Here is a 17,095-nt window from a genome sequence, read left to right as displayed (position 1 = left end):
CTGTTCTCCTTATTCCGCGGGAATGGGCGCGTAGCCGCTCGGGCCCGCCGGTGCCGGCGCTGGCGCGTGATGCTCGTCGGGGCCCTTGCGGATCGCGGCCAGCATCAGGCGTACTTCGATGACCGCCAGCGCGCCGTAGATGAGGGTGAAGCCGATGATCGTCGTCCAGAGCTGCGCGACGGTCAGGCTCGATGCGGCGAGGAAGGTCGGCAGCACGCCTTCGATCGCCCAGGGCTGTCGTCCGATCTCCGCGAGCAGCCAGCCGAATTCGATCGCGATCCACGGCAGCGGAATGATCCAGACGGCCGCGCGCAGCAAGACACGGCAAAAGCCATTGTCACAATCGAACCCGCGGACCGACGCCATCCAGAAAGCGGCGCCGAAGAAGGCGATGAAGAAGAAGCCAAGGCCCGCCATCACGCGGAAGACCCAGAACATGACCGGGACATTCGGCACGGTCGACCATGCGGCCTTCTCGATATCCTGAGGCGTGGCCGCCCGAGGATCGGCCACGAAACGCTTGAGGAGAAGCGCATAGCCGAGATCGGCCTTGCTGCGCTCGAAAGCCTCACGAGCGGCCATGTCCTTTTGGTCCACCTTCAGCTTCTCGACCGCGTCATAGGCCTTGATGCCGTTCTCGATGCGGTCCTGTGCCTTGGCGACCAGTTCGAAGATGCCGGAGACTTCGCCGGTCAGGCTGCGTGTGGAAATGAGGCCCAGAACATAGGGAATCTTCACTTCATATCGGGTGTCGCGGCCTTTCAGGCTCGGGATGCCGAAGACCGCGATCCCCGCAGGCGCAGGTTCGGTGTGCCACATCGCTTCGAGTGCGGCGAGCTTCATCTTCTGGTTGTCGGTCAGCGCATAGCCGCTCTCGTCGCCCAGCACGACGACCGATAGCGACGAAGCGAGGCCGAAGGCGGCCGCGACAGTAAAGCTCCGCTTTGCCACGGCGACCCATTTGCCCTTGAGCAGATACCAGGCCGAGACACCCAGCACGAAGACCGAGGCGCAGACGTAACCCGCGCTCACCGTGTGGACGAACTTGGCCTGCGCGACAGGATTGAACAGCACGGCCATGAAGTCCGAGACTTCCATGCGCATCGTTTCAGGGTTGAAGCGCGACCCGACCGGATGCTGCATCCAGCCATTGGCGACCAGAATCCACAGCGCCGAGAGATTGGAGCCGAGCGCGACCATGAACGTGGTGAACAGGTGCCCGATCTTCGACAATTTGTCCCACCCGAAGAACATCAGCCCGACGAAGGTCGCCTCGAGGAAAAAGGCCATCAACCCTTCGATGGCGAGCGGCGCGCCAAAGATGTCGCCGACATAATGTGAAAAATAGGACCAGTTCGTGCCGAACTGGAATTCCATGGTGATGCCGGTGGCGACGCCCAGTACGAAGTTGATGCCGAACAGCTTGCCCCAAAAGCGCGTGACCGTCCGCCAGATTTCGCGCCCCGTCATCACATAGATGCTCTCCATGATGACGAGAATGAAGGAGAGGCCGAGGGTCAGGGGCACGAACAGGAAATGGTAGAGCGCGGTCAGGGCGAACTGGAGGCGTGAGAGCTCGATCACGGCCATGTCCATGGCTTGGACTCCTTGCATTCCGGCCCGGCCTGTTCCAGCCCATGAGTCGGTTGAAAAGATGATGTTTAGCCATTACGCGTAACTGAGTATATGATCAAGCCAATAGACAGGCATGCCCCGGCCCTTTTCTGGATCGGCGATAGCGGCGCGGCGATCCTCATGGCGACGGCGCTCGCCGGTGCGGTGGCGTCGGCCGGGCAGGGCGATGATCGCGATCTTCTGCTCGCCGTCGGCGGATTGATAGGCGCAGCCTTGCTTCGCGCGGGAATTCAGATCGGCGCGACCGATGCAGGCGAGGCCGCAGCCGTGCGCGCGAAAGGGGGCTGGCGCCAGCAGGTGTTCCCGCATGTCCTGGTCGCTGCGCCGGGAGATCGCAGGATGCTGGGCGAGGCGGTAGCCGATGCCGTCGATCGGATCGAGGATCTGGGCGGCTTCCATGCCCGTTATTTGCCGCTAAGCCGCGCCGCGATCCTGTCTCCTCTGATCATCGCGATTGCGGCCAGCTTCGGAAGTGGGATGGCGGGCGCGATCATGCTCGCGACGCTGGTCCCTTTCGCCCTGGGCATGGCGCTGGCCGGAACGGCCGCTGCCCGCGCCGCCGCGCGCCAGCTCGACGCGCTCAGCCGGCTGTCGGGTCTGTTCGTCGATCGCGTGCGCGCGCTTCCCGTGATCGTGAGCTTCGGCGCGCAAGACCGCATAGGCCGTCATCTGGCCGACGCGACGCGAGACGTCGCTTCGCGCACGATCGACGTGCTGAAGATCGCGTTCGTATCGAGTGCGATCATCGAATTCTTCGCGGCGCTGTCGGTGGCGCTGGTCGCGCTCTATTGCGGATTCAACCTGCTCGGCATCCTGCCCTTTCCTGCGCCCGAAAGGCTGGGTTTGGGCGAGGCCCTGTTCGTCCTCGTCCTCGCGCCCGAATTCTACCTCCCCATGCGCCGTCTCGCCGCCGCCTATCATGACAAGCAGGTCGGGGAGGCGGCGGTGGAACGTCTTGCAGCGCTTGCGCGCCCTTCGCCGTCCGTATCCCGAAGCCCGATCGCAGGACCGCCCGCGCTGCGCTTCGACGGCGTGGTCATCGATTATGGCGAGACGGCCATCGGACCCTTCACATTGGACGTGGCCGCAGGCACCAGCCTCGCCCTGCGCGGGAGCACCGGCATCGGCAAGTCGAGCCTGCTCCATGCGGTGCTGGGGCTGGCTCCCATCGGCAAGGGTCGCATTCTGGTCGATGGCCGGGACGTGGCTGACGTGGCGCTCCCCGGCCATATCGGCTGGGCGGGCCAATCGGTCGCGTTCGTGCCGGGCACGCTGGCCGACAATATCCGTCTCGCGCGCCCCGATGCCGATGACGCGGCGGTCGAAGCCGCAGCCCTGCGCGCCGGCCTGGGACCGATGATCGAGGCTCGGGGACAAGGACTGGCCTTGCCGCTCGACCATCAAGGGTCGGGGCTTTCGGGGGGCGAGCGACGCAGGGTGGGAATAGCGCGCGTGCTGCTGAAGGACGCGCCGCTCTGGCTGCTCGACGAACCCACGGCCGATCTCGATGCGGGATCGGCGGCCGGCATCGCCAGCATATTGGCGTCGGCCGCCAAAGGCCGCACGGTCATCATGGCGACGCACAGCGCCGAACTGGCCGCGATCGCCGACCGCGAAATGGTGCTGGCATGAGCCGCGCGGACATGGAGCGATTATTGGCCGACGCCATCGGCCCGGAACGGCGCGCCTTTCGCATCGCGGGCCTGCTTGCCGCGGCGGCGACGGTCGCGGCGGTCCTGTTGCTGGGCCTGTCGGGATGGTTCATCACCGCCACCGCGCTTGCGGGGCTGGGCGGCGCGCTGGCGGTGCAGGGCTTCAACTATCTCGTGCCGAGCGCGATGATCCGGGTGCTGGCTATCGTGCGGACGGGCGCGCGCTATGGCGAACGGCTTTATGGGCACCGTGCGGCCCTGATGGCGCTGGCCATGGTCCGGGCGCGCCTGTTCGACCGTATCCTGGCCGCGCGCGACGTGCGCGAGCTATCAGCGGGCGACGCCGTGACCCGGCTCGTGCAGGACATCGGCGCGCTCGAAGACAATCTGGTTCGCAAGCCCGCATGGCCAGCCGCGCTCGCCGGCGCCGCCATCGGCCTCGGCCTTGCGTGGCTCGTCAATCCGCTTGCGAGCCTCGCGTTGCTGCTGCTGCTCGCCGGACTTGTTCTCTGGGCGCATCTGGCGACTCCCCGGCTGCTCGTAACGCCCGCGACCGGCATGGCGGCGGCGCTGGCGAGGCTGAAAAAGAACATGGTGGACTATGCTTCCGCTTCGCCCGAAATCCTTGCCTACGGCCTCGCACCGGCGATCGGGCGGAGCCTTGCGGTGGAGACGGCCAAACTGGACAGCGCACGGCGGCGGTTCGCGCGAGGCGAAGCGACCATCGACGCCGGCTTCGTCCTGGGCGGGGCCGTCGCCATGGGCGCGATGCTGTTCCTCTCTCATGCGGCCCTGCCGATGACGGTCCTCGCCGTGCTGGCGGCGGCAGGTGCGATCGAAGCGCTTTCAGGCTATGTGCGCGGCGTATCGCGCGGCGCGTCGGTTGCGGCCGCCTGGTTACGCCTGGAGGATGTGGCGGGCCGGCCTTCCATCCCAGACCGGCCAGGGCAGCTATCCCACCCCGTCGCACGGACGATCGTCCTTGATCGAGACGGACTGCATCTCCGGCTTGGGGCGGGAGAGCGCCTCGGCATTGCGGGACGGTCCGGCAGCGGCAAGACCAGCCTTCTCGAAACGCTCGCCGGCATCCGTTCCGCCGACAGGCAGTGCGGCATCCGTCTTGATGGCCAGCCTCTTGACATGTTGCCGCCCGAGATCGTGCGCGGGGCATTCGCCCTGTCGCCGCAGGACGCCCAGCTATTGTCGGGAACGGTCCGCGACAATCTGCGTCTCGCGCGCGCGGGCCTCAGCGACGGGCAGCTTTGGACCGCGCTGGAGGTCGCCTGTTTGGCAGCCGATGTCCGCGCGATGCCGGGCGGGCTGGACCAGTGGGTCGGCGACGGCGGCGCGCGCCTGTCGGGCGGACAGCGCAAGCGCCTGTCGATCGCGCGCGCCATCCTTGCGGCCAGACCATGGCTGTTGCTCGATGAGCCGAGCGAAGGGCTGGACATGGCGACGGAAGCGCGGCTCGTGCGTCGGATCGATGCCTGGCTGCGCGAAACGGGGACCGGGCTGGTCGTCGTCAGTCATCGCAAGGCTTCGCTGGCGCTCGCCGGCGAAGACCGGACGGTCGGGCTCGGGGACTGACCGGCTTTCGTTTTCCGGCACCAAATGGCCGCGGTGCTTGCTGCCACGGGTCACAATATCCTTGCGAATGTCGCTGCCGATCCCCGGATGCGCCTGTCGGTGCTTTTTGGTGCCGGACGCGCTTCCTTCGAGGAAAGGCCCGACAGGGCGCCGAGCAGCTTGCCTGCATTTTCCAGCGATTCCGGCACGAGTCTGTAGAAGACCAGCTTCGCATCGCGGCGCGTCTGCACCAGTTCCGCCTTGCGCAAGATCGCGAGTTGCTGCGACAGGCCCGGTTGGCCGACCCCCGTCAGCGCTTCGAGTTCGCCCACCGACTTTTCGCCATTCTCAAGCAAGGTGCGCAGCAGCTTCAGGCGAACGTCATGGGCTATCGCCTTGAGGATATCGGTGATCTCATCGAGCTGGGCATCGGTGAAGGTCGTCATTTGCCCGCCTCGCTTTGCTTGTCGGGGCGCGTGCGGTGGAACCAGCAGCCATCCTGCGTCGCGTCGAGCGCGCCGACCTGATCCTGATGGGGCGGAAGAAGCACGTCGTCGCCGGGATGCCAGCCTTCGGGCGTCACCACATTGTCGCTGTCGACCCGTTGCAGCGCGGCCACGACGCGCAACAGTTCCTCCACCGATCGCCCGATGGTCGCGGGATAGCAGAGCTTGGCACGCACGATGCCTTCGGGATCGATGAAGAAGGTCGCGCGCACCGTGGCGGCATCGGGCGCATTGTCCGCGAGCATCCCGTAGGCGCGGCCGATGACCATCGAGGGATCTTCGACGATCGGGAAGGTGACGGCCACGCCGAAATGCTCATGGATCGCGCGTATCCAGCCCAGATGGGCATAAAGGCTGTCGACCGAGATCGCGACCAGATCGCAGTCGAGGGCTTTGAAGCGATCATGGGCGCGCGACAGCGCGACGAATTCGCTGGTGCAGACCGGCGTGAAATCCGCGGGATGCGAGAACAGCACTACCCAGCGGCCGCGATAGTCGGACAGGCTCATGTCGCCCATCGTCGTGCGCGCCTGAAAATTGGGCGCGGCATCGCCGAGATGGACAGGGGAACAGATGGCGGTGTCGTCCGCGCTCGAATCCAAATTTCCTACTCCTGAAAAAGGGACAAGGGTTGAACTTCTCTTTTACACGGTTACATCATACGGGTAAACGATTAAGCGGGGTCGCGTTTCACGGAAGAGAAGCTGCCATGTCCGATTCCCTGCTGATAGTCTGCCCCGACTGCGCGAGCATCAATCGTGTGCCCGCCGCGAAGATCGGCTCGGTTCCCCATTGCGGGCGGTGCGGGGCACCGTTGTTCCAGGGGCGGCCCGTCGATGTCGATCAGGCCGCATTCGATCGCCATGTGGGCCGCGGAAGCCTTCCGGTCCTCGTCGATTTCTGGGCAAGCTGGTGCGGCCCCTGCCGGGCGATGGCGCCTGCGTTCAAGGCCGCCGCCTCCGAACTGGAGCCGCAGGTCCGGCTTCTGAAGGTCGACACGGAAGCGGAGCAGGGCATTGCCGGGCGCTACGGCATACGGTCCATCCCGACGCTGATTATGTTCAGGGGCGGCCGCGAGATCGCCCGGCAGGCCGGAGCGATGGATCGCGCGCGGCTGATTGCGTGGGCAAAAGAGGCTTTTGCGACCTGACCGGATCTGGGTCGGGAAGCGCAATAGATCGATATAAGGAGAGGAATATCCTTCCCGCTGCTCGGCACGGGGTCTTCGTCGCGACGTGAAAGCTGAGGGGCAGTATTGGAAATCGAAAATCGGAGGCCACCCGCCCGGGATGGATGGGGGTTGCAGCAGTAATGGCCTGGACCCAAAAACATGCCGGTTGCCAGCCGGGTTTTCGGGAAACATAGGCATGTGGCGCGGTTGGCGTTGCGGCGTACGGAGATTGAAAGGAGGATGACGGAAATGCTCTTGGGCCTGTTCCGCATAGTTGCGCTGATCGAAGGCATCACCACCGTTCTGCTGTTCCTTGTGGCGATGCCGCTCAAATATCTCGCCGGGCAACCTTTGCTCGTGCCGCCGGTCGGGTGGATGCACGGCCTTGCCTTCATCGCCTATGTTGTGACGATGATGCTGGCGTTGCCTGGCCGGCGAACCGGCGTCTTCGGCTGGCTCAGGACATTTGCCGCTGCATTGGTGCCATTCGGTACCTTTCTCAACGACCGCTGGGTGAAGCAACTGGAACCGCGACGGATTTTGTCGGCAAGATAGGGGCCTGCCGGGTGCTTCCGGTCTTGCAGATGGCCGTCTTCATCGGTGCATCTTCTCCGGGAAATTGGAAACCGGGTGATGCGCGGGGCAGAGCGGGAAAAGGTCCGGATTTGACTTTTTGTCGCTTATGGCCCATATCGTGCTGGCTAACGTCGCCAGCGACGGAACTTGATCCCTTCGGGGCCTCCTTCCTTTCTCGCGCTACCAGCTTCGCCCGTGCTTTTGCGGGCGGATAACCTGTTTTCGTGAAAGGAAACATCCATGCCCATCGGCACCGTCAAATTTTTCAATTCCGACAAAGGCTATGGCTTCATTGCGCCCGAAGATGGCGGCAATGACAGCTTCGTCCATATCTCCGCCGTCGAGCGCGCTGGTATGGCGACGCTGCACAAGGACCAGCGGCTGAGCTACGAGATCGAAACCGATCGTCGTGGCAAACAGTCCGCCGTCAGCCTCGAAGCGGCCTGAGGCCCAGCGCCCGCGGGGGTATGATCTCCCTAGGGCAGGATTATCCGGATGAAGCCAGCGCTTCACTGGACGAGTTGTTCCCCGCATTCATGTCCGCACGGCGGACAAGGATGTGGGGCGGCTTTCAGGAACCATGTCCGGCGCCATGGGAGATGTCTTCTCCACAAGGGCGCGGGTGAACGGATAATCCATCCTGTTCCCGATCGGACTGCATGCGGCCGCCCATATGAGTGCGGCTCACTTCCCCCCAACCATTCGAGCGTTTCGAACACGCCAGGACAATAATGAATTTCAAGACATTCACCACGACCACCCATTCCAATCCGAAATCTTTGCTTCGGCGGCTTTCCCGGCCCCGGGAACTACCCGCGCTGACGGGTATCCTGTCCACCCAGGACCTACGTCGCATCGTTGCCGAAATGCTGGGCTGAAGCCCACTTGCCACCCGATCGGAGATCGCCATGTCCGCTACCAGCAGTTTCTATCTGGCACGTGCCGCCCAATGCGGCCTCGAGGCGGAAGCGGCCGATCTGGTCAATGTGCGCGAGCGCTGCCTGCGGGCGAAAGCGGCCTGGCAGGCGATGGCCGACCGGGTTTTGAAGAGCGAGACGGATCGCCAGCAACAAATGGCTGACAAGGCCGCTCTTCAGGAGCGCTCATTGGGCTGAGTGATCGCGCAAATGGCATAGCGATTTCCGTCTTGCACCCCCAGGGTTGATGCGGCGGAGCGCCAATCCGAACCCGCAACGGCCGATGGCTCGCACTTTGTTGCTCGCGAAATTCGAGAGCGAGCGGTTTGATCTGATGCGCGGGAAGCCGGGATAGCGGCTCTTTTCGGCTGTCGGGGCATGGCCTGCACTGGCCGAAATTGCACAATATCCTGGCGGCGGAGCAATTCTGTTCGGCCCTCGCTTGGTCAATGACAGATGGATCAATGGGGCGAGCCTTGCCGCATCAAGCCCCGCAGCCAGGCGGAGAGGCGCGGCCTAGATCCACGCGGATCGGGCGGTGCGTCGTGGAGATGGACGTTGAGCAAGCCGACGCGGTTTCACGAATTTCATGTGAAGGTGCACCGCTATCTGGGAATCGCGCTGGCCCTCTTCATGATCCTCATCGCCGGCACCGGCAGCATCATCGCCTGGTATGACGACCTGGAACGGGCCTTCAACGCTCCGATGCGTGTCGTTACGCCTCAGCCGCAGGGCTGGACGCTGCACGACGCGCTCGTGATCCGCGCGCGGCTGGAAGCGCAAGACCCCCATTCCCATCTTTTTTCCCTGCAATTACCCCAGCAACCCGACCAGTCGCTGTTCTCGCGGGTGATGCCCGCGATCGATCCCGTATCGGGCCAGCCCCATGCGATCGGTTATGACGAGGTGTTCGCCGATCCCTACACGGGCGAGCGGCTGGGCCAGCGCATGATCGGCCAGCCTTCCCTCAAGGGATCGGGCTTCTTTTCCTTTATCTATTATCTTCACTATGCGCTGCTGTTCCCGCTGGGGATCGGTATTCTGCTGATGGGGTTTCTTGCCCTGTTCTGGGCGATAGAGAGCATCATCGGCCTCTATCTGACGCTGCCCCTGAAGCTGAAGCCAAGCAAAACCGGCGCGAAGCAGCGTTCCTTCATGCAGCGCTGGTCGACATCCTGGAAGATCAGTCGCGGGGCCCCCCCGGCGCGGCGGCTGCTTGACCTGCATCGCGCGTCCGGCCTATGGCTCTGGCCGCTGCTGCTCATCTTCGCGGTGACGGGTTTCGCCCTCAATCTGGGCGGAATCTACGCAGGCGTCGTCCATATTTTTGCCGACTATGCGCATTTCCAGGAACAGCCGCCCCGTCCGCCGTTGAAGCAACCGCTCATCAATCCGCCTGTCGATTGGTTCGAGGCGGCGGCACTGGGCCAGCGCTACTTTGCACAAGAAGCGGAGAAGGAAGGTTTCACCCTGGGGAAACCCGCTGCTATCGAATATCGGCGCGACCTCGGCATCTATTTCTTCCTGATGCATACTTCCCGCGATCTGCTGGACCGTCAGGGCACTCCGACGGAGACGGATTCCCCTGCGACAGCTGCGACGATTGCCATCGATGCCCGCGACGGGCGCTTCCTGGGGCTGCAACTGCCGACCGGGCAGCGCGCGGCGAACACGGTAACGAGCTGGCTGATGGCGCTGCATGTGACGGCGATCGGCGGCCGCCCCTGGCAGGTTGCGGTGTCCGCATTCGGAATACTGGTCGCGGGGATGTCCGCGACCGGGCTGCTGCTGTGGTGGCGCAGGCGCAAGGCGCGCAAGCCCAAGGCCCGCGCGCCGCTTGCGGCGTCGAGCGGCATGGCTGGGAACGCCGGCATAGTGACGCCCGCTCCGCTCAGGCCGGATTGCAAGCGGTGACGATCCAGGCCGCACCGTCTATCGTGACCGATCGTTCGCCCGGGCTGGCGGCAAAGGCGGCGCGCACCGCATCGGCGGCGCGGGCGCGGATGTCCTCCGACTGATCCGCCAGCACGCGCGACAGCGGGCCGACCTCGAATGCCATCTCCAGCGCATCCTCGACCGCGGCCTCGCGCGTATCACCCATGCCGAAGGGCAACGGATGGTCAAAGGACATAAAGGCGATGTCGGTGAAGCCCGCCGCCTCCAAGATGCTCGCGACAACGAGACCATCGCGCGCTGCATGAGCGAGTTCGCGGAGTGGGCCGATGAGGCGGGCGACCTGTTCAGCCATGACATGCTCGTCGCACGCATCGGCGTGCACGAGGAGACGGCCTGGATGCTGCGTTCAAGTCTGGCTTGACCGCGAGGGCGCTGCTTCAGGATAGCGGATAGAAGCAGTCAGGCGGCTAATCGGGGCGCCAGATGCGCCTGTTCATCGCAGTTCGGGATTCTCCACCCGGCCGAGGAACAGGATGACGCCAGTCCTGTGATCGCGGATCAGGATGATGAACGGGTGATCGGCGCGGAATGTCGGCGGCGGTACGATCGGCGCGCTCGTCACTTCGTGTCAAACGGCGTTCAAAAGGGACCCCCGATCGGCGTCGAAGAGGGACCCCCTTTTTCGGATATGATGTTGGTTTGTTGAAGATGGCCTTGCGCTGCGTGCGGCGGAGGGCGGGCGTAGCCCGACCGGAGGCGCGCGCAGCGCAAGATAGATTTTTGAAGGCGCCGAAGGTAGCGGTCAGCTGCGGTTTTTGAAGCGCCAGCTGTCGTTGCCCGTCTCGATGATATCGCAGTGGTGGGTGACGCGGTCGAGCAGCGCCGTAGTCATCTTGGGATCCCCGAAGACGGTAGGCCACTCGCCGAAGGCAAGGTTGGTGGTGATGATGACGCTGGTGCGCTCATAAAGCTTGCTGATGAGGTGGAACAGCAACTGCCCTCCCGAGCGTGCGAACGGCAGATATCCAAGCTCGTCGAGCACGATCAGATCGAGCCGCGACAGCTGCGCCGCCAGGGTCCCGCCTTTGCCGATCCGGGTCTCCTCTTCGAGGCGTGTCACCAGATCGACGGTGTTGAAGTAGCGGGCGCGAGCGCCCCTTCGCACGACATTGGCGGTGATCGCGATGGCGAGGTGGGTCTTGCCTGTCCCCGTGCCGCCGACCAGCACGATATTGCGGCGAGGCGGGAGGAAGGAGCCATCGTGAAGGGAGCGGATCATCTCCTCATTGATCGGTGTGCCCTCGAAGCTGAACCGCTCCAGGTCCTTCACCACGGGCAGCCTCGCAGCCGTCATCCGATAGCGGATGGAGGCTGCATCCCGGTGGGTCGCCTCAGCACGGAGCAGGTCGGTCAGTATCTCCATGGTGGTGCGCTTGCGCTGGAGGCCGGTGGTGACCGCCTCGTCGAACGCCGCCGCCATGCCCTTGAGTCCGAGGCCGCGCATCGTGTCGATCATATCATGCCGCTGCATCATAGCCTCGCAGCAGATCATAGCGGGCACAGTCGGCGAGCGGAGGATGCTGCAGCATCCGGTCTTCCGAAGTGACGATGCTGTGGGGTGTCGCCGGCTCGCGGCGCCGGGAGAGGATGTTGAGGATCAGCTCGTCGCTGGCCGTTCCGTTCGCCAACGCTTCGCGCACGGCAGCCTCTACCGGCTCCAGGCCATCGGTGAGCACCGCCGAGAGGACCCGCACGAACCTGCGATCGGCCTCGTCCCCGGTGCCGAGCCTTCGCCGTAATCGGTGCAGGGCGGGCGGCAGATCCCAGTCCTGGAACGGTGCGCCGTTACGCAGCGCGCCGGGCTTGTGCGCGAGGACCGGCAGATAATGCCAGGGATCGTATATCGTGCGGTTCCGACCGAAGTGGCGCTCATGCTCCCCGACGATCGCATCGCCGCAGCGTATGACGATGCGATCGGCATAGGAGCGCACCTGAACGGTCCGGCGTGCGGCCGTCGACATGACCGAGTAGCGGTTGCGATCGAAGCTGATGAGGCAGGTGCCGGTGACGGCATGCTCGCTCTCATGGAAGCCGTCGAACGGTGCCAGGATCGGCTGCAGGGCCGGTCGCTCCATATCCAGCGCCTCGGCGACGGTAATATCCCCGCGTTCGGGATGGGCATGATGCTCGGCCCAGCGCCGGCACTCGGCCTCCAGCCACCCGTTGAGCTCGGCCAGGCTGGCGAACCGGAGTCGCGGCTGGAAGAAGCGGCCTCGGATCGTCTGGACCTGCTGCTCGACCTGGCCCTTCTCCCATCCCGCCGCCGGCGAGCAGGCGGTCGGCTCGACCATGTAATGATCGGTCATGATCAGGAAGCGGCGGTTGAACACACGCTCCTTGCCGGTGAACACGGCCGTCACCGCCGTCTTCATATTATCGTAGATACCGCGTCGCGGCACACCGCCGAAGAACGCGAACGCCCGGGCATGGGCATCGAACAGCATCTCCTGGCCCTCGCGCGGATAGGCCCGGACATAGGGTGCGCGCGAGTCGCAGAGACGCATATGCGCCACCTTCACCCGCATCGGCTTGCCGGCGATCTCCACATCCTCGTGGCTCCAGTCGAACTGGTAGGCCTCACCCGGCTGGAAGGTCATCGGGATGAACGCCGGTGCGCCTTCGCCAGCATCCTTCCGCCGCGCAGCACGCCAGCGCGCCGCATAGCGGCGCACCGCATCATAGGATCCATCGAACCCCTCGCGCACCAGCAGGTCATGGATACGCGTCATCCGTAGCCGATCGCGGCGGCCGCGCCCCTCGTTCTCCTCAAGCAGCGCATCGAGACGATCCTGATAAGGACCGATCCGCGGCAGCGGCTGGACTTTGCGCTGATAGTTGAACGCCGCCTCCGGCGACCGGATCGCCTTGCGGACTACCTTCCGCGACAAACGAAGGTCGCGCGCGATCGCCTTGATCGCCTTCCCCCCTGCATGCTCACGCCGAATCCGAACCACTGTCTCCACGATCAACATCCCGTTCTCGCCAACTGATCAAAACCAGTCGGCCGACTAAATCCCCGGGATGAAGGGGTCCTTTTTGCACGCCGATCACCCCACGAAGGGGGTGCCTATTGCACGCTGATCCTCACCCCCGCCACGGCGATCAGCGCGCGATAGCCGTCGAACTTGATCTCATGCAGCCAGTCATGGCCCTCCGGCACCGCGTCCACCAGCGTCGCAAGCTGCGGCTTGACGAAGCGCGGCAGCGCCCCTGTTTTCGGTCGCGTGCCCTTGCGTCCCTCAGGCTTCAGCGCCGCATTATGTTCCCGCGCCGCCTGCATCTTCTGCGCGAAGGCCTGGCCTTTGGCCCCGGCCAGCGATTGTGTCCCCTCCCTGTCGGCGGCGATCTCCGCCATCGAACGCCCGGTCAGCACGCTGGTCAGCGCCCGGTCGACTAGAACGCGATCCGTGTCCGCCTCGCCATCCTCGATCTTGCGGAGCAGCCAGTTCTCGCGCTTCTCGCCCGGCCGTCCCTTCATCCTCACCAGCAGCCATTCGCCCTTCATCCGCTCGCCATGCAGGATGAAATGCAGATGCCCCTTGTCGATGTCGGCCGCGCTCTTGCCCTCGACCGGCTCCCATCTGCCCCGGTCCCACAGCATCACCGTGCCGCCGCCATATTCGCCCTTGGGAATGGTCCCTTCGAAATCGCCATAGCTCAGCGGATGGTCCTCCGTTCGAACCGCCAGCCGTCGGTCAGCGGGATTCAGGCTCGGTCCCTTGGTCACGGCCCAGCTTTTGAGCACGCCGTCCACCTCCAGCCGGAAATCCCAGTGAAGCCGCGTCGCCTCATGCTTCTGCACCACGAAGCTGTTGCCTCCCTTCTTCGCCATCACGCCCTTGGGCTCATGCGTGCGGGCGAAATCGCGCTTGGCGTTATAGGGGGCGAGGGCGTTCTTGCGGGCCATCAGTCGTTCCGTTTCTCCGCATCGAGCCAGCGGTCCTCGGCCACCCGCAGCAGCGTCAGCATGACCACCGCGACGATGGCCGCGCTCGCCACCAGCGGCCATTGCCCCGCACCGCTGGCGATGCCGATCATGCCCGCCAGCCAGATGTGGGCGGCGGTGGCGAGGTTCCTGATCTCTCCCTTGTTGAACATGATGAGGCCCGCCGCAATGATGCCGGTGAAGGCGGCGGACGCCTCGAACACGCGCAGCGGGTCGATATTGCCCTCGCCATGAAGCTGCTTGTGCAGGGCGATGGCGCTGATCGTCATCAGCGCGCAGGTGAAGCAGATGATGCCATGCGTCCGCATCCCGGCGGCATGGCCCCTGAGTTCCCGGTCCAGGCCCAGCAGCAGACCCAGCAGGGCCGCCACACCCAGCCGCGTGAGGACCGGCCAGTCGATGACATGGAGCGGGATGGCGGGATTGAGTTCCATCACGCCTTCTTGCGTTTCGCCGGGGCCGCCCGTTTGGCCGGTGCTTTCGCCTTCGCCTTGGGCGCAGCCGCGGCCTTACGCGCCGCGGGCGTGCGCTTGCCGCCTTCCACCGATTTCTTGAGCGCGGCCATCAGGTCGATCACATTGCCGCCCCGCTGCGTGCCCGGTTCCTCCACATCCTCGATGATGCGCTTGCCCTTGGCCTTTTTCTTCTTCTCGATCAGCGCGCGTAGCGCATCGACATAGCGGTCGTGAAATTCCTCCGGCTTGAAGGGCGCGGTCTTCTTCTCGATGATCGTCGTGGCAAGGTCGAGCATGTCGGGATCGGCCTTTTCATCGGGCAGTCCTCGAAAATAGCTTTGCGCCTTCGTCACCTCATCGGCATAGCGCAACAGTTCCAGCACCAGTCCGCGCCCGCAAGGCTTGAGCGACACGAGCTGTTCCCGTCCCCGCACCGACAATTGGCCCAGCCCCACCTTCTTCGTCTGCCGCAGCGCATCGCGCAGCACCGCATAGGCTTCCTCCGCCAGATCGTCGGCGGGCAGCACGAAATAGGGCTTTTCATAATAGAGCACGTCGATGGCGTCTGCATCGACGAATTGCACCAGGTCCAGCGTCTTGCGGCTCTCGATCCTGACCGCCTCGATCTCCTCATCGTCGAGCAGGACATAATTGCCCTTCGAAACCTCATAGCCCTTCAATATCTCGTCGCGGTCCACCGGCCCGATGCCGGTCACGACCTTCTCATAGCGGATGGGCTTGCCCGAAGGCTCGTGGATCTGGCGGAAGGACACCGCCGCGCCCGACCGCGTGGCCGGATAGATTTCGACCGGAATGGACACCAGCGCCAGCCTGATCTGGCCCTGCCAATATGCGCGCGCAGCCATGGACGAACCTTTCGCGCCTATCAGCGTGCGAAGGCGCGGGAAGTTCCCATGGGGGCGGGTCTTTACTGCCGTTGGCCCAGGGGCGTAGAGCAGATGGCATGACCGATACCGATAATCTGGTCCGACCGGCGGCGACGGTCGTGATCGTACGGGACAAGCCCCATGGCCCGGCAGACATATTGATGATGGAGCGCGCGCGCAGCATGGCCTTTGCCGGGGGCGCGCTGGTTTTCCCGGGCGGCGCGGTGGACGAGGGGGACCGGGCGCTGGCAGCGGCTTTCGCGCCGCGGCTGGAGCCCGACGACGCGGCGGCGCGGGTCGCCGCTATTCGCGAAACGCTGGAGGAAAGCGGGATCGGCATCGGCTTTGCCGCGCCGCCCGAGCCGGCCCTGCTGGCGAAGATGCGCCGCGCGCTCGCGGAAGGGGCGGAATTGTCCGCGCTGGTCGAGGCGCATCGACTGGAACTGGCGCTCGACGCCCTGCTGCCCTTCACCCGCTGGCTGCCCAGTCGCCCGACATCGCGGATATTCGATGCCCGCTTCTATCTGGCGAAGGCGCCTGGCGGGCAGGAGGCTAGCGTGGATGGCACTGAAAACACCCGCCTGTTCTGGAGCAGTGCTCGCGAAACGCTGGCTCGGTGTGCATCGGGGGAGGGCTTTATCATCTTCCCCACTCGCCGCAATCTGGAGCGGTTGGCGCAATTCGACAGTTTCGAAGCGCTCGCTGCCCACGCCGCCGCCACGCCGCCGGAAAAGGTGACGCCATGGATCGAGGATCGCGACGGCGTGCCTCATATCTGCATTCCCACCCATCTGGGCTATCCGATTACCTCGGAGCCGGTCGCGACCGCCATCCGGCGATAGGATGCGCTCCTTCTTCCGTCTTTTGCGATGGTCGATCCTGTTGGCCGCGCTGCTGGCGCTCCTGCTGGTCGGTTGGGCCCTCCTGCGGCAACGACCGCAGGATCTGCCATGGACGAAGCTGGACCTTGCCCAGTCTGTCGGACTGTTCACCGGGCGCAAGCTGGCGGGGTTGACCGGCGATCCGCTGGCCTGCCGGGCGCTGCTGGACAAGGCGGGGATCGCCTATGACGCCATGCCGCCGCGCGGGGAGGGGCGCTGCGCCTTTCGCGACGGGGTGAAGTTGAAGTCTGATGGCGAAGCCGTGGCGTTGTCGCCCCAATCGGTCGCCACTTCCTGTCCCGTCGCGGCGGCGCTCAAGCTGTGGGAATGGCAAGTGGTCCAGCCTGCCGCGCAGCGCCTGCTGGGGCAAGCGGTGCGGAAGATCACCCATTTCGGCGCCCATAGCTGCCGTCGCATGTACGGACGGGACAGCGGCGATTTCAGCGAACATGCCACCGCCGATGCGATCGACATATCGGGTTTCATACTGGAGGATGGCCGGCGCATCAGTGTGGTGGACGACTGGGAGGGGGACGATAAGGACGCGGTTTTCCTGCGTGCCGTGCGGGACGGGGCCTGTGACCTGTTCTCCACTGTGCTGTCACCCGATTATAACGCCGCCCACCGCGATCATCTCCATCTCGATCAGGCGGAGCGGGGAGAAATGGGCTGGCGGGCCTGCCGTTGAAACGAAGCTTCTGTGGGGTTCGGATTGGGTGGGGAGCGGACATGCCTGCTTCTAACATGCACCGTGCTCCTGCGAAGGCAGGAGCCCAGTTCTGCCATCTGATCTGGGCTCCGGCCTTCAGGAGCACGGAACACTTCAATTTGAGTGATTCCAGACACTTCCTCTCGTTCGCCCTGAACTTGTCGAAGCCTGTCCTGAGCGCCTGCCTTGGCAGGCAGTCGAAGGGTTCGCTCAGCCCGGACGGATGAAGGAGTGTCCG

18 protein-coding genes and 1 pseudogene are annotated in these 17,095 nt (G+C 64.7%); 9 read left to right on the top strand and 10 right to left on the bottom strand.

The window, feature by feature from the left end; all coding sequences use genetic code 11:
• Positions 1–9: 9 nt before the first annotated feature.
• Positions 10–1,596, bottom strand: a complete 1,587-nt coding sequence (locus tag SCLO_RS06845; protein WP_066521989.1) for a cytochrome ubiquinol oxidase subunit I — start codon at positions 1,594–1,596, stop codon at positions 10–12.
• A gap of 90 nt (positions 1,597–1,686) precedes the next feature.
• On the opposite strand from SCLO_RS06845, the gene cydD reads away from it, so the two are divergent.
• Both cydD and SCLO_RS06835 read left to right on the top strand, forming a co-directional pair.
• Positions 1,687–3,267 (top strand): thiol reductant ABC exporter subunit CydD, encoded by a 1,581-nt coding sequence (gene cydD / locus SCLO_RS06840; RefSeq protein WP_066521990.1) that lies wholly within the window; start codon positions 1,687–1,689, stop codon positions 3,265–3,267.
• Positions 3,264–4,874 carry an ATP-binding cassette domain-containing protein gene (locus SCLO_RS06835; protein ID WP_066521991.1) on the top strand — a complete coding sequence of 537 codons (1,611 nt, stop codon included), beginning with the start codon at positions 3,264–3,266 and terminating at the stop codon, positions 4,872–4,874. Before cydD ends, SCLO_RS06835 begins: the two co-directional genes overlap by 4 nt.
• 50 nt (positions 4,875–4,924) lie before the next feature.
• Here SCLO_RS06835 and SCLO_RS06830 read toward each other — a convergent pair whose 3' ends face one another.
• Together SCLO_RS06830 and SCLO_RS06825 are read right to left on the bottom strand one after the other, a co-directional pair.
• Positions 4,925–5,299 (bottom strand): ArsR/SmtB family transcription factor, encoded by a 375-nt coding sequence (locus SCLO_RS06830; RefSeq protein WP_066521992.1) that lies wholly within the window; start codon positions 5,297–5,299, stop codon positions 4,925–4,927.
• On the bottom strand, positions 5,296–5,877 hold the full coding sequence (locus tag SCLO_RS06825) for a peroxiredoxin (RefSeq protein ID WP_407695327.1): 582 nt from the start codon (positions 5,875–5,877) through the stop codon (positions 5,296–5,298). Before SCLO_RS06825 ends, SCLO_RS06830 begins: the two co-directional genes overlap by 4 nt.
• Positions 5,878–6,068: 191 nt before the next feature.
• Between SCLO_RS06825 and trxC the strand changes: the two genes are divergently transcribed.
• The 5 genes from trxC (at position 6,069) to SCLO_RS06800 (ending at position 9,937) form a co-directional block, all read left to right on the top strand.
• The gene (gene trxC / locus SCLO_RS06820) at positions 6,069–6,509 is read left to right on the top strand and encodes a thioredoxin TrxC (protein ID WP_066522000.1); all 441 of its coding nucleotides are present in this window, start codon (positions 6,069–6,071) and stop codon (positions 6,507–6,509) included.
• Positions 6,510–6,770: 261 nt separating this feature from the next.
• Positions 6,771–7,085, top strand: a complete 315-nt coding sequence (locus SCLO_RS06815; RefSeq protein WP_066522006.1) for a DUF3817 domain-containing protein — start codon at positions 6,771–6,773, stop codon at positions 7,083–7,085.
• A 261-nt stretch (positions 7,086–7,346) separates the two neighbouring features.
• Entirely contained in the window at positions 7,347–7,553 is a 207-nt protein-coding gene (locus SCLO_RS06810) for a cold-shock protein (RefSeq protein ID WP_066522008.1), read from the top strand.
• A 461-nt stretch (positions 7,554–8,014) separates the two neighbouring features.
• Positions 8,015–8,221 carry a hypothetical protein gene (locus tag SCLO_RS06805; RefSeq protein WP_066522009.1) on the top strand — a complete coding sequence of 69 codons (207 nt, stop codon included), beginning with the start codon at positions 8,015–8,017 and terminating at the stop codon, positions 8,219–8,221.
• A 360-nt stretch (positions 8,222–8,581) separates the two neighbouring features.
• Positions 8,582–9,937, top strand: a complete 1,356-nt coding sequence (locus SCLO_RS06800; protein WP_066522012.1) for a PepSY-associated TM helix domain-containing protein — start codon at positions 8,582–8,584, stop codon at positions 9,935–9,937.
• On the opposite strand, the gene SCLO_RS06795 is transcribed toward SCLO_RS06800, so the two are convergent.
• The 7 genes and pseudogenes from SCLO_RS06795 to ku form a co-directional block, all read right to left on the bottom strand.
• On the bottom strand, positions 9,915–10,187 hold the full coding sequence (locus SCLO_RS06795) for a hypothetical protein (RefSeq protein WP_231923369.1): 273 nt from the start codon (positions 10,185–10,187) through the stop codon (positions 9,915–9,917). The genes SCLO_RS06800 and SCLO_RS06795 overlap by 23 nt on opposite strands.
• A 225-nt stretch (positions 10,188–10,412) precedes the next feature.
• Positions 10,413–10,541: a serpin family protein gene (locus SCLO_RS06785; RefSeq protein WP_083949236.1), complete on the bottom strand. Its 129-nt coding sequence runs from the start codon at positions 10,539–10,541 to the stop codon at positions 10,413–10,415.
• Positions 10,542–10,721: 180 nt separating this feature from the next.
• Positions 10,722–11,450: an IS21-like element helper ATPase IstB gene (istB, locus tag SCLO_RS06780; RefSeq protein WP_096362194.1), complete on the bottom strand. Its 729-nt coding sequence runs from the start codon at positions 11,448–11,450 to the stop codon at positions 10,722–10,724.
• The gene (gene istA / locus SCLO_RS06775; protein ID WP_096362065.1) at positions 11,437–12,951 is read right to left on the bottom strand and encodes an IS21 family transposase; all 1,515 of its coding nucleotides are present in this window, start codon (positions 12,949–12,951) and stop codon (positions 11,437–11,439) included. Before istA ends, istB begins: the two co-directional genes overlap by 14 nt.
• A gap of 101 nt (positions 12,952–13,052) precedes the next feature.
• A pseudogene (locus SCLO_RS06770) lies at positions 13,053–13,886 on the bottom strand (DNA polymerase ligase N-terminal domain-containing protein); the annotation flags it as partial.
• Positions 13,886–14,359, bottom strand: coding sequence for an MgtC/SapB family protein (locus SCLO_RS06765; protein ID WP_066521354.1), 474 nt, complete (start codon positions 14,357–14,359; stop codon positions 13,886–13,888). The pseudogene SCLO_RS06770 and the gene SCLO_RS06765, both read right to left, overlap by 1 nt.
• Positions 14,359–15,246 carry a non-homologous end joining protein Ku gene (ku, locus tag SCLO_RS06760; protein WP_066521355.1) on the bottom strand — a complete coding sequence of 296 codons (888 nt, stop codon included), beginning with the start codon at positions 15,244–15,246 and terminating at the stop codon, positions 14,359–14,361. Before ku ends, SCLO_RS06765 begins: the two co-directional genes overlap by 1 nt.
• Before the next feature lie 98 nt (positions 15,247–15,344).
• Between ku and SCLO_RS06755 the strand changes: the two genes are divergently transcribed.
• Both SCLO_RS06755 and SCLO_RS06750 read left to right on the top strand, forming a co-directional pair.
• A complete protein-coding gene (locus SCLO_RS06755) occupies positions 15,345–16,109 on the top strand; it encodes an NUDIX hydrolase (protein ID WP_066521360.1) in 765 nt (254 codons plus the stop codon).
• A 1-nt stretch (position 16,110) separates the two neighbouring features.
• Positions 16,111–16,836, top strand: a complete 726-nt coding sequence (locus SCLO_RS06750; RefSeq protein WP_066521361.1) for an extensin-like domain-containing protein — start codon at positions 16,111–16,113, stop codon at positions 16,834–16,836.
• Positions 16,837–17,095: the final 259 nt, after the last annotated feature.

Origin of the sequence: Sphingobium cloacae (assembly GCF_002355855.1) — a bacterium.
Taxonomy (GTDB): Bacteria; Pseudomonadota; Alphaproteobacteria; order Sphingomonadales; family Sphingomonadaceae; genus Sphingobium; species Sphingobium cloacae.
The sequence above is the reverse complement of the archived record's forward strand: the minus strand, read 5'-3'. Positions and strand labels throughout refer to the sequence as shown.